Here is a 12,935-nt window from a genome sequence, read left to right on the forward strand (position 1 = left end):
GACAGACTCCTCAAGTTTTTGTGATCAGTGGCGCACTCGTTGCTTTTCGGCGCCCTTGAGAAGGGATTTTTGGCTAAGCTGGTGAATAATCCGTGAGTTTTTATTGATCCGTTCGCATTGGGGCGACTTATTTGTTAAGTGTTTGATTTCTTATGGCTAAGCTGTTTTGGGTAGAAGACCAGTCCCATTGGATCGACCGCTTTTCCGCTGTGTTGAAGCAGGCGGACCTGGACGGCGAGCCCAATCATCTGGAGGTTTATAAGTTTCCGGAAGCCGCCAAGCAGCGCATTGCGGTGATGACCGATCAGCATAAGCCGGATCTGGCGTTACTGGATGCCCACATGAACGGTTCCGATCAGGCGGGTTTCAGTGTGTCCCGTGCTTTACTGAAAAAGTGGCCGGACCTGCCCATCCTGTATTTGTCGGAACACAGCGGCACCGAGATCGAGGAACAGGCCATCACTCAAAACGACGCCCAGGATTTTATTGCCAAGCATCAACGCAATATCGAGGCGGTGTTGTGTTGGCGCATCAAAGCCGCGTTGAAAAAACGTCAGGCGCAACAGCTGGGTGAGCAGGCCGGATTACGCAGTGGCAGTCTGGAAATCCATACCGACAGCTGGGAAGTGTTCTGGAAAGGGGTCAAGCTGATGAACCCTCACAATCCGAAGCGGCCACTGGCGCCGACGCCGCGCAAAATTCTGCGGTTCCTGGTGGAGCGCAGTCCGCGCCCCTTGAGCACGGAGCAGATCGCCGATTTGCTGGAGGCGGATCTGGAACGGTTTTCCTACGCCAATTATCGTCAGCACATCAAAACCCTGCGCTCTGCATTTGATGCTGCCGAAGGGCATTCCGGTGAATTTTCTGAGCTTTGCCAGCAAGGACGCGGCATCGTCACCTTCGGCGATGCCCACGCCTATTTCTGGAAGAGCGACTCATGAACCCGAGCCGAATGAAAACGCCGTATCCGTTGTTGAGCATTCTGCTGGCGTTCGCCCTGCTGAGTTATTTTTATCTGTTGGTGCATCCGGATCTGGCGCAGTTTTATCGCATCCCGGCCCTGGTGTTTGAACCACCCATTCCTGAGGCCCTGCTGGCCGCCTTCGCCCTGGTGGTGTTGCTGGAGCTGCGCAATGTGCAGATGCAACGGCGCCATCAGCACGAGATGATGCTGCGGGTGGAAGAGCAGATCGATGAACTGCTGGACAACAAAAAGCAGCTGCACGCCAAAGCCCATGTGTACGCCAATCACGCCGAAAAGCTGAAGCTGTTCATCAGCGACAAACTGCTGGAATACATTGAGTACGACGAAAAGTTTCTGCACTTCAAAAGCATTGCCAGCGAAGTGCGCCACAACGGCGTGATCAGTTACGATACCCTTTCCACGTTACTGGACCGGCAGATGAATGAGATCGGCATCGCCGACCTTGACGAAGTGCAACGGCTGCAGGAGGCCCGCGACAGTCTGCGTTATCTGTGGGATCTGCTGGATCTGTCCACTGCGGATAACATCGCTCTGCACATCGCCAACCAGGTGTGCGAGGCAGAGGAAGTGATTTTTCAATCGGAGCTGGATAACGGGCAGGACGTCAATCCGGAGCGGCCGGTGTTTCAGCCCGACTCCGCCCTGGTGAAAGCACTGCACCGTTGTTTTGGCAGTGCGCCGCAACGGCGGGAAGACGGTTCCCTGCTGCTCAGCGACCATGATTGGGTGTGGCTGCAGGTATCCGCCACCGACGCCTTGCTCGGCAACGAAAATCATGTGGTACTGGCCCTGGAAAACCTGATCAGCAACGCCCAGTTTTTTACCGGCCGGGTCAATTCGCGCAAGATTGAAAAGCGCGCCCGCATTGCCATTCAACTGGATCAGGAACACGGCTATGTGCGCTATCGGATCTACAATCGCGGCCCCCACATCGATGCGGATACCGCCACCAAGCTGTTTCAACTGGGCTATTCCACCCGGCGGGTACGGGAACATCATGGCAAGGGGCTGGGCCTGTATTTCGTCAACGAGATCATCAAGGGTTATGACGGCAAGATTGCGTTCAGCAACCTGTACAACCAACCGGATGTATTGTCACTGCGGCTGGAAACCGGGAGCGGGGAAGTGATTACCGAGGTCATCGAACTTCTGGTAGAGGAGGGCACGCCGGTGTGTCGTAAATCCGGCAGCGAGTCCGCCGTTGACCGGCTGGAGTGGGAATTCAGCGGCAACCTGGTGTCCATTGAGATCACCCACCAGAGTGATCAGAAGACCCATCGCCGGCAGCAGGAGGATCTGGTGGACGGCTGTGTGCTGGACCCGAGCCAACCGGCCCAGCCACGCTGGCGCCTGCAATTGGATACCAAACGCCGCAAGAGCACCGTTCTCAGCTTTACCCCGCTGGACGTGGCCGGCGTGGTGTTTGAACTCCAATTGCCGAGCCTCAGCGCCCGCCTGGAAGGGGATCTGCTCAACGCCGATGAAGCGGACATGGAGCGACAGGTGGAGATGATCTCCCGCCGCTTCACCGGATTTTCGGGGGAACTACCGGAGTAACGTTACTGGGCCTGGACACCCGCGGTCGCGCCAACCACTGCTGAAGTCTCTGCCGCTTGCCAGACCCCTGACGCAGCGGTCTTGCGAACGTAATCCCGGAAACTTCGGGCAGGTCGCCCCAGGGCCTGCATCACCCCCTGCTCAAGTCGGCTGTTGCGTCCATCCATCACCACGGTGAACAACTCATTCATCAACCACTGCATGGGCTCCGGCAAGCCCTGCGCCTCCAGACCCTGGAGCAATTGCCGGGCACTGATGGGCACAAATTCGATGGGGCGCTGCAGCTCCTCCGCCAGGATGGCCACGCACTGTTGAAAGGTCAGCAACTCCGGCCCGGTCACTTCAAACAGGGTATTGGCCAACTCCGGCCGGGTCAGGCAGGCGACCGCCACCTCCGCAATGTCATCCACATCAATAAACGGCTCTGGCACATCACCGGACGGTAAGGCAACCTCTCCCTGGAGCACACCTTCAATCAAAAATCCTTCGCTGAAGTTCTGGTCAAACCAACTGGCCCGCACCACGTTCCAGGTGAGGCCACTGTTCATCAACACTTGCTCCGCCTGTTGCGCGCCGGCTTCGCCGCGGCCGGAGAGCAGCACCAGGTGCTCCAGGCCCGCCTGCTTGGCGGTTTCAATAAACCGGGCCAGGGTTTCCCGGGCGCCGGGCACCGCGAGATCCGGTTGAAAGGTCACATAGGCGGCCCGGCAGCCGGCCATGGCCTGGGCCCAACCGGATGGGTTGTCCCAGTCGAATGCGGGGGCGGTGGAGCGGGAAACCGCCCGGGTGGCGTGCCCCTGCGCCCGCAGCAGGGCATCCACGCGGGAGCCGGTCTTGGCGTGTTTTCCGATGATCAGGGTGGTGGGTGATGACATGGTCGTATCCTCTTTTGTGGTATGGATGGGCTTGCGTTTACTGCAACGAAGCCAGTATCCTGTAACTCCACTGGATATTTAATGCCTGTTATTCCATGAATATTGATTATTCGTCCAATTCCGCGCCCACCCCGGCGCTTCCAGCCGCCAATGATCCACTGGGGGAAATACTGCACCAGCTGCGGTTGACCGGGAGCCTGTACTGTCGATCCACCCTGAGCGGTGATTGGTCCCTGGCGATGCCCAGCCTGCCGGGCAGCATGATGTTTCACATCATCACCCGGGGGGAATGCTGGCTGCAGGTGGAGGACGAAGCGCCCCGCCCCATGGGCCAGGGCACCCTGGCGCTGATCCCCCACGGACGCGGGCACAGCATCAGCAGTGACCCTCAGCTGCCCCCCACACCGCTGTTCGACGCCGGTATCCGCAAGATCAGCGAACGTTATGAGGTGCTTGAGATTCAGGGTGCCGGGGCCACCACAGAACTCACCTGCGGCGTGATGGGGTTTGATCAGGCCCTGGGTCACCAGCTGCTGCAGCAACTGCCCCCGCTGATGATTCTGGATAGCCTGGACCACTGTGGTGAACAATGGCTGCACAGCACCCTTGAATTCATCCGTTGTGAAGCCAGTGACCTGAAACCCGGCGGCGAAACCATCATCACCCATCTGGCGGACATTCTGGTGATCCAATTGATCCGCCACTGGCTGGAACGCTCTGACCGGGGGGAACAGGGCTGGCTGGCGGCCCTGCGGGACCAGCACATCGGCGTGGCCCTGCGAGCCATCCACCATCAACCGGACAAACACTGGACGGTGGACAGCCTGGCGCGGGAATGCGGACTCTCCCGCTCCGGATTTTCCGCCCGCTTCACCCAACTCATGGGCAACAGTGTCAAACGCTATTTAACGGAATGGCGCATGCGCCTGGCTCATCAGCGGCTGCAACAGCAGTCAGTACCACTGATCGTGTTGGCGGAAGAACTGGGCTATCAATCCGAGGCCGCCTTTTCCCGAGCCTTCAAACGCATCATCGGTGTTTCACCGGGACGGGTGTAGCGGGCCGGATAGGGTGGATCAGGCTTTGGCCGGTTCTGACCACACCGCAAATTCGTTACCACTGGGCTCACTGAAGTGAAAGCGCCGCCCACCGGGAAAGTCAAAAATCGGCTTGATGATGTGCCCACCCGCAGCGGTCACTTTCTGCAATGTGGACTCCAGGTCCGCACTGTAAAAAACCAGCAAGGCCGATCCCTGTTGTGACGATGCACTGAGATCACTCTGATAGAACCCGCCGTCCAGACCCTGGTCAGAAAAGGCCGTGTATTCCGGCCCATAGTCGGTAAACACCCAACCGAACGCCGCTTCAAAAAACGACTTGGTGGCGGGCAGATCCCGCGCAGGATATTCGACATAGTTGAGTTTTTCGTGTTGGTTCATGGGGAATTCCTTTTTTGTGGTGGTTGCCTTTCTGTGGTGGTTAACGATCAATCGCTGAACACTCAGCAATGCCTATCCCCCAAGGGGCTTGATCAAGCCGATTGATGATTATAAAGTTAGCGCAGCATCACCCGGGACGGGTGATTCGGCCTCCACCTGAACGGTTCGGATGGTGCTGGCTTAATCTTGTATCACCCGACTGTTAACCCGCGTTACTCCAAAAGAAGAATAACATGTTATGGAAAACGACGAATTCAAGCACGGAAAGCAAAGCCTTGAGTATGCACTTCCCAACTACACACCCAATACCTCGGGGAAAATCATTTCAGAATCGGACGATCACTTTATTGGTCGTACCAAGATTCTGGAAAAGACCACCACCACCATGCATCAGCTGGATCGCACAGGCCAGCGCCGCAGTTTTCTCGTAACCGGTTACCGCGGGTCTGGTAAAACGCTGTTCGTCAATAAAGTCATCAGAGAGTATCGACAGAAGTTCGGCCAGCGTATCCGGTTTCAGGAAAAGATCACCCACTGCCAATACCGGGAGTGCGAAACCATCTATCTCAACCTGGGCAACTCCCAGAATCTTGATATCAATCCGATTCTGTTTGACATGGCCCGCCAGCTGAAAGCCCGTTTGGCCCGCATCAACCTGCGCACATCAATGGTCTGCAACGTCAGCCTGGGTTTGTTGCTGCTGTCGTTTCTGTACCTGGTGACCTGGGGTGCCGCCAACTGGTATCCCAACCAGGTGGAGAAACTGCTGCCATCCGGTCTGGATTTCTTACCGGCTCTCAATATTGCCAGCACCCTGACGCTGATCGAGATGGCGTATGCCCTGCTGGTGTTCACCTACGTTCGTAACATCAGAAAAGTCCCTAAATCCCGCTTTCTTCCCCAGGTGCTGTTTCGTTTCTTCAACCAACTGAAAATAGGCCGGGAGCTGCAACAACTCATTGATGATATTGATTACACCGTCACGTCGGATATCCGCGCGACCAATTGGGCACTATCTTTTCGACAACGGCGTTCGCGCCGCGACATCACCGAACGCGAGTGCGAAATCCGTTTGATTGAAATCCTCGACCTGTGCAAACACTCTGGCATTCGCGTGGTGTATATTTTTGATGAACTGGATAAGATCTCACTGAGCGATAAAGACCAGCGGGAGCTGATCGAACTGAAGGATCGAAAAAACCAGATCGATCTGGTGCTCACCGGACTGAAGAACATCATCAGCTATGGACACGCGTACTTTTTCTTCATTGCCGGGCGGGAGATATTTGATACCTATCATTCCGAAATCGGCAAAACCGGCAATCTGTACGAAAACCTGTTTGATGAGATCATCAATGTGCCTTCCCTGTTGAAGGACTTTTCCGATGATCAACCCGCGTATCCGGATTCGATGATCGAGCGTTTTGTGATTTCCAAACTGTATCCCCCCGTCAAGAAGGATACGCCTATCGGTGACGAGTGTTTCACCCTCGCGTTTCATATCAAAGGCAAATTCGATTTGTCCACTGTTGATGCGAGCTGGGTGCGCAAACATGCCTTTCTGCGTTCCTTTATAAACTACCTGACGCTGAGATCCTGGGGCAACTGCAAACGTCTGAATCAATTGTTTCATCAATATGTGGAGTCCAAGGATGACCAATCCAGCCTGGTTTTTTCCATCGAGGATCAACAGCGGATTCTTCTGGGGTCCTTTTTATATAACGCGCTTTATCGCAGTATGGCGGACAAAATCATTCGCGGTGATGACAAGCTGGTGGTCTCTACACTGCTGATCTTCGATCACATTCTGAAGTTTCACAACACCGGGTTTTCCCGTCGCCATCTGGAACGGGTTGCCACGGTCCTGAACATCCATAGTTCGCCGGAGCTCACTGACGTCATCGACTCCATTATCAATAGCGTGCTCTATCCTTATATTCGCCACATCCGCAATGGCGTGCACGATCTGCGCTTCTCCAGTCTGTTGTCCAATGAATTGAAATACTCCTCTTACATCAATCCTGTGGAGTCGGCGTTGTTCAACTTCTCGCTGGGCGCCAATGAAGATGTAAAACTGTATTATCTGGAGCAGATCAGTATTCTGGGGAACTGCCCCAGCAACCATCAGGGTGGCCTGATCAGCCTGGCAAAATACCATTCGATCCTGGCGGATCTGTACCGCTGGGAACGCAAATTCGACAAAGCCGTACAGCACTATGATCAGTCCATTGAGATTTATCTGAATGCCTATCAACAGGACGAGGCCAACATCGAGCTGCACAGCCTGATTTACTCCCTGCTCAACGCCGGCAACGTGTACGAAATCTCTGGCGCGTTCAATAACGCGGAATCCTACTATCACCATGCCTTGGTGTTGCTCTCCCGTTTTCGCAATCACCACGCCTACGACAATCGTAAAAGCCCCTATCTAAGCTCCATCAGTCAAGCCTATATGGCCATGTCTTATGTACAGGCCAAGTCCATAAAAAATTCGATCACTACCCGGGGTGCGTTTTCCCTGCGACGGCCACACCCGGAATCGGAAGAGGCTTTAACCACCGAACCCAAGTACAGCATTGAAATCATAACCGGGGATAGCAGCGAGACATTCACTCCGGACGACATGACCCTGTTACGAATTGCCACCCTGAAGTTCATCAACCATAAGCTGGACGAATCCTCTGAGATATTGCAGGAGCTCTCCGTTAAAAAGCAGAGTTTGCTGCAGGAAGAAACCGTTTCAGAATACGGAACCGATACCAATGTGGATCGGCATTCCCACTTTCTGCACGCCATTTCCAACGTACGGCTGCTGGAGCTGAACCTGTACCGGCGAATATCGGATGTGTGCAAGCCCCTGGCGATGGCGCCGCCCAATCTTTCTTTAGGCGAAGCAGATTCAAACTTCTGGAAACATTGGATCAACACGGTTAAGGAAGTGATCAAACAGTACCGCTCCGATCATAACGGCTCCATAAACTATGAGCTGAGCCTGGTATTGGAAAAGGTGCCTGTACATGCCGCCAATCTGTGCAGGAACAATCTGAAAATACGCGGCATGATGAAGATTCTATCCATTTTCAACATCAAGATTGCACTGACTGAATTGTTTCCGGTGGATCTTCTGCATTTTATTGAACTGGACCGGGATCACTATCTTCCGCCTTCCATTCAGCCCCATCGTTTCCGCCAAACCCGCGATCAATTGCTGAAAACGCTGGTGACCGAACTGGAACTGGTGGAGGGCGATTCCAATTATCAACCCCTGATGAATTTCATTTATCGGGATCTGCAACTTGGCCAAGGCAACGCCGATGATGATCAGCCATCCCAATCCCCGGCATCATTGGGTTTTAATCTGCATGAACTTACCCGCTGGGACAAGCTATTGGAGCGTTATGCCGATCCTGCACTTCAGCCCACCATCAATAACCTAAGCCCACTGCTCACCAATCAAAGCCCCCTGTCACAACTTATATGGGCGTACAGTCGCTGGGCATCCCTGCCGCAATACAAGAATGTACCCGTGTTTCCTGAATCAGCGATGTTCTCGGTGCGCTCTCGCCTGTTTGAATTGCTGCTGGAGGCCAAGAATTGCTATGAGGATATTGATGGTTGCCTGGTGAGTTTTGAGTCGTTGGACCAGATATTCAGCAGCAAAGTGGAATTGATCCGCTTTGACAGCAACTGTTTGGACAGCGTCTACAGAGCAGTCTATGCACACTTTCGGCTGATCAAAGCGATTCAACGCTTTGTGGACAACGACAACCACCTGATGTGCCCACCCATTTGTTACGCCTATTATGGCATGTGGAAGGTACTGTTTCGGTTAGTGGCCCACCTGGCCATTGGTGATCATGAATGCCGCTACTCACTCAACCGGGCCATCGCCAAAGCCACCCGTCTGCTCTGTAAACAGCACGCCACCGTATCCCAGAAAGATACCCAGTATCGCCCGTTATACGATTTCTCTAACATCGAAAGCCTGGCCATCAGCAGCCTGGATACCCTGGGCCTGTTCAAAAAACCCATTGGCTCTGCCAAACGCAACGTGTTTTCCACCAAGTACTTGATCAGCGACGATTACGAAGACTCCCTGTTCCTGATGGAGACCTATTTTTATAAGCTGATTTCACTGTCAGCGGATACGCACACAAACTTCATCCGTTTTTGTCGCTTCAAACTGGAGCAGAACATCAACGACACCAGGGTGTCCAAGTCGATGCGCCAGACCGTCACCTGAGTTGAAGTGGCTTTGGCCGAGGCAGGTCATGATCCGGACGTCACGCCACCTCTTCCTCCTGCCGGATACGGGAGGCGAAGTCCTGCGCGCTCATGGGCCGACCCAGAAAAAAGCCCTGGACACTGTGACAATTGAGCCGTTTCAGGTAGTCCAGTTGCAGTTGGGTTTCCACCCCTTCCGCCACCACGTTCAACCCCAACTTATCCGCCATCGCAAGGATGGTTTCAATCAGGGTTTCGCTGGTGGTGTTGACACCGATGCAGTTCACAAAGGAGCGGTCGATTTTCAGTTTGTTGACGGGGAAACGGGTCAGGTAACTCAGGGAAGAATAACCGGTACCAAAGTCATCGATGGAGATTCCAATCCCCAGTCCGGCCAATTCATGCAACACTTCCTCCGTGCGGGTGGATTCTGCGGTAAGCAGGCGCTCGGTGATTTCCACCACAATGGGCAGTGAGCGGCACGCTGAGCGCACCAGATCCAGCCACCGGTCTAATGCCTGGTCCTTGGTTTGGAACAGGCGTGGTGATACGTTGACAGACAGCGCGATGGGCACTGCACGCTGGGCATTGATCGCCGTCAGCGCTGCAATGGCTTTATCCATGATCAGATAATCCAGTTGATTGATCAGCCCGGTTTCTTCTGCCAGAGGCACAAACTCACCCGGCGACACCCATTTTCCATCCCGGCGCTGCCAACGGGCCAGGGCTTCACAGGCGGTGGTTTTCCCGGTGCGGGTGTCCACAATGGGCTGCAGATGGAAAGTCATTTCCTCGCGATTGATGGCGGTGATCAGGGCGGTGTTCAGCTGATGACGATATTCCGATTGGCGCTGCATTTCGTCGGTGTAAAAGTGCCAGCCGTTACGGCCGCTCTTCTTCACTTCATACATGGCCTGGTCCGCGTTGATGAGCAGCTCTTCCGCGCTCTTGGCATCCCCCGGGAACATGGCGATGCCGACACTTGCGCCACTGTACACCACCACATCATGCAATTTGAAAGCCTTGCTCATTTCCACGACGATCATCTCGGCAATATTGGCCGCGGTGCGTTCGCTCTCCAGATCATTGAGAATCACCGTGAATTCATCGCCGCTGTGCCGCCCCACCGTATCGGAAGCACGCACGCAATGCTGCACCCGGCGCGCCGCCTCACACAACACCAGATCCCCTTCACGATGGCCATGGTTGTCATTGATGGTTTTGAAATTATCCAGATCCACAAACAGCAGGGCGATTTTTTTGCCATTACGACGGCTCATGGCCATGGCGTTCTGCAGCCGGTCCAGAAACAGCAAGCGGTTGGGCAAGTTGGTGAGGCCATCGTAATTGGCCTGATGTTCAATTTTGGCATCGGCCTGTTTTTGCTGGCTGATGTCCTGTATCGCGCCCACCAGTTCCACATTACCCAGTTCATCGGTGGACGGGTCGGCGATCAATCGCAACCAGCTTTGCTGATCCTTGGATTGCAGTTCCAGATCCAGCGGCTGCACCTGTTGCAAAGCGGCTTTCAATTCCCGCGCCAGCATCCCACGGGCACCGCTGAACAGTTCGGCGAATTCTTCGGTGGCCAACGCCACCTCACTGAAGTCGATGCCCAGCAGGGTTTGGGCTTGTTCCGACAGTTCATAGACCACACCGGCACTGTTCATGCGCCAGCCGCCCACCTTGGCCACCGTTTCCACCTCACGCAGAAACTCCGCGTGGTGCTTCACCACTTTTTGATACTGACGCCGACTGTTGAAGCGCTGGGTTTGGGAGTACAGCAACAACATGATCAGCAACCCCACCAACGCACAGCCGATCCTGACCCCGGCAATACGAGTGGACAGACCGGCGTCAGCATCCGCCGGCATGGCGGCAATCTGCCAGGCGCCACCACCGAAACTCACCGATTGCGTCACCACACCGGGTTGATCAAACAGTTCCGCTCTGCCGTAGAACGTCTCGCCGTCTTTGCCCAGGCCGTCCTTACCGCGGATGGCCACCTTCAGCTCCAGAGCCGGGTCCAACAGGCCGGCTTCCCGGTACACCGACGCCACGTCGATGGGCGCCGACACGATGCCCCACAGGCGGTGTTGCCCGCGCTGGTTCAGCACCCGCACCGGAGCCCGACTGATCAGGGCCCGCCCACCCTGAACCAGGGTAACCGGCCCGGCCACCACCGGCTCATTGAACTCAATGGCCCGCAGGATGGCAGGCAGCTGCTGGGGATTGTTGCGATAATTCAAACCCAGAGCGGCTTCATTGCCGGGCAGGGGATAGATGTACTTGATGACCAGATCCGGCGCCGCCGCCAGGTTGATCAACTGGGGGTCCAGCTTGAGCACGTTCCTGGCGTAATCGTTGAACTCCGTCTGGGTCAGATCCGGATTGGCAGCGATGAATGCCGCGGCGCCGGTCAACTCCGCCAGGTTGCGGGAGATGACCTGTTCCAGCCGGGAACGTACGGTGGCAAGGGTTTCCAGCGTGCTCACCGACTGCTGCACTTTGTGGTCCCGTTCGATCCAGGTTTCCAGGCCCTGTTCCGCCAGCAGCAGGAGCAACAGCACCACCAGCTGTAATCCATAGGCCGGCTTGCCTGAGGCCAGTGCAACCCCCAGGATCAGCACCGCCAGCGCCACCACCGCCAGCAACCAATTGAAGTTGAGCCAGTGTTCCTGGCTGGCTTTGGGTTTGCTGAACAACAGGGATTCCGGTTCGTAAGGGTGCTCAATTTCCCCCAGGCGTTCCAGAATATCGTAGGTGCGCTGCAGGCGTTTCTGATTCACGTGACCCAGCTCCACCGCCGGGTAAAAGGTGTAATCGTCGATGACGTGGGCAAACGCCAGATTGTAGGCGGCAAAGTCATCATACCGGTACAGGTGGCGGGGCAACTGCTCCGCTATGCGCTGCGCCACCTCGGCTTTGTTGTCCAGCGCGTAACGCCAGCCCGCCAGGCTGGCCCGGCGAAAGCGTTCCACCAAATCCGGATTGCGGCGCGCCAGGGTGCCGGTGGTATACAGCGAGTCGCCGTAAAACTGCACCCCAAAATCACTGGGGTTCATGATGTTCAGCTCCAGGCCCAACTCCCTGGCCCGGGTTTCGGCGGATATGCGATAGGTGATCAGCGCATCGGCCTTGTTCTGCAGCAAGGTCTCCATCGTGAGCGGCTCCTGCACAAACTGCACCCGGCCCGCATCCACCCCGTTCATCATGAACATGGCCCTGGCCTCCAGCGCCGTATCGTCGTCGGCCACGGCGGCCAAGCGCAGGTGAGAAACCTGTTCCACATCCTGCAGCGGCGTGGTATGCAGGCTCACCAAGGCGGTGGCCGAACGTTGGAAGATCGGGGCCACCATCACCAGATCGTAGCCATGCCCCTTGTTCAGCAGAATATCATTGGCACCCACCGCAAACTGGGCTCGACCACTGAGCAATTCCTCCAGGGGCGACACCACTTTGCCCGTTGGCGCCGCCCAGGAGCGAATGTCCACCTCCAGGCCCTCGCGCTCATAGTAGCCCTGCCATTGGGCCGCATAATATCCGGCAAACTGAAATTCGTGCTCCCACTTCAGCTGCAGCACAACCTTGTCGACGGCATACGCCTGGCCATACACGCAAACCAGCAAAAGCACGGATAGGAAATGTCGAATCCAGAGGGCTGTTTGAAACATCGGCAGAAAAAGCTCAAACCTATCGGGTAATCATCACCAAAATATAGCCTATTGGCGGCGAAATCACCTGATCTTTCAGTATATTGCCTGTTTTCCGCTCAATTGTGGGGTTGTTTCAGATGACCTGTACGATGGTCAGGGCGATGGGCAGGAAGAAGGGGGTACCCGGCAGGGAACGGGC

7 protein-coding genes are annotated in these 12,935 nt (G+C 55.6%); 4 read left to right on the plus strand and 3 right to left on the minus strand.

What is annotated here, in order from left to right:
* Window positions 1-152: 152 nt before the first annotated feature.
* Window positions 153-941, plus strand: a complete 789-nt coding sequence (locus D9N14_RS13960) for a response regulator (RefSeq protein ID WP_290580708.1) — start codon at window positions 153-155, stop codon at window positions 939-941.
* Entirely contained in the window at window positions 938-2,542 is a 1,605-nt protein-coding gene (locus tag D9N14_RS13965) for an ATP-binding protein (protein WP_290580710.1), read from the plus strand. The genes D9N14_RS13960 and D9N14_RS13965 overlap by 4 nt, the downstream gene beginning before the upstream one ends.
* Window positions 2,543-2,544: 2 nt before the next feature.
* Here D9N14_RS13965 and D9N14_RS13970 read toward each other — a convergent pair whose 3' ends face one another.
* Window positions 2,545-3,417, minus strand: coding sequence for an SDR family oxidoreductase (locus D9N14_RS13970; protein WP_290580712.1), 873 nt, complete (start codon window positions 3,415-3,417; stop codon window positions 2,545-2,547).
* A gap of 95 nt (window positions 3,418-3,512) precedes the next feature.
* Between D9N14_RS13970 and D9N14_RS13975 the strand changes: the two genes are divergently transcribed.
* Window positions 3,513-4,475: an AraC family transcriptional regulator gene (locus D9N14_RS13975; protein WP_290580714.1), complete on the plus strand. Its 963-nt coding sequence runs from the start codon at window positions 3,513-3,515 to the stop codon at window positions 4,473-4,475.
* Window positions 4,476-4,493: 18 nt separating this feature from the next.
* On the opposite strand, the gene D9N14_RS13980 is transcribed toward D9N14_RS13975, so the two are convergent.
* A complete protein-coding gene (locus D9N14_RS13980) occupies window positions 4,494-4,856 on the minus strand; it encodes a VOC family protein (RefSeq protein ID WP_290580716.1) in 363 nt (120 codons plus the stop codon).
* A gap of 238 nt (window positions 4,857-5,094) precedes the next feature.
* On the opposite strand from D9N14_RS13980, the gene D9N14_RS13985 reads away from it, so the two are divergent.
* Window positions 5,095-9,099, plus strand: coding sequence for a tetratricopeptide repeat protein (locus D9N14_RS13985; protein ID WP_290580718.1), 4,005 nt, complete (start codon window positions 5,095-5,097; stop codon window positions 9,097-9,099).
* Window positions 9,100-9,139: 40 nt separating this feature from the next.
* Here D9N14_RS13985 and D9N14_RS13990 read toward each other — a convergent pair whose 3' ends face one another.
* Window positions 9,140-12,715, minus strand: a complete 3,576-nt coding sequence (locus D9N14_RS13990) for an EAL domain-containing protein (RefSeq protein WP_290580720.1) — start codon at window positions 12,713-12,715, stop codon at window positions 9,140-9,142.
* Between the last annotated feature and the right edge of the window lie 220 nt (window positions 12,716-12,935).

Origin of the sequence: Ketobacter sp. (genome assembly GCF_003671495.1) — a bacterium.
GTDB lineage: Bacteria > Pseudomonadota > Gammaproteobacteria > Pseudomonadales > Ketobacteraceae > Ketobacter.

Coding starts and splice junctions, on each gene's coding strand:
- D9N14_RS13960 (WP_290580708.1), top strand. CDS start 153: ATGGCTAAGCTGTTTTGGGTAGAAGACCAGTCCCATTGGATCGACCGC.
- D9N14_RS13965 (WP_290580710.1), top strand. CDS start 938: ATGAACCCGAGCCGAATGAAAACGCCGTATCCGTTGTTGAGCATTCTG.
- D9N14_RS13970 (WP_290580712.1), bottom strand. CDS start 3,417: ATGTCATCACCCACCACCCTGATCATCGGAAAACACGCCAAGACCGGC.
- D9N14_RS13975 (WP_290580714.1), top strand. CDS start 3,513: ATGAATATTGATTATTCGTCCAATTCCGCGCCCACCCCGGCGCTTCCA.
- D9N14_RS13980 (WP_290580716.1), bottom strand. CDS start 4,856: ATGAACCAACACGAAAAACTCAACTATGTCGAATATCCTGCGCGGGAT.
- D9N14_RS13985 (WP_290580718.1), top strand. CDS start 5,095: ATGGAAAACGACGAATTCAAGCACGGAAAGCAAAGCCTTGAGTATGCA.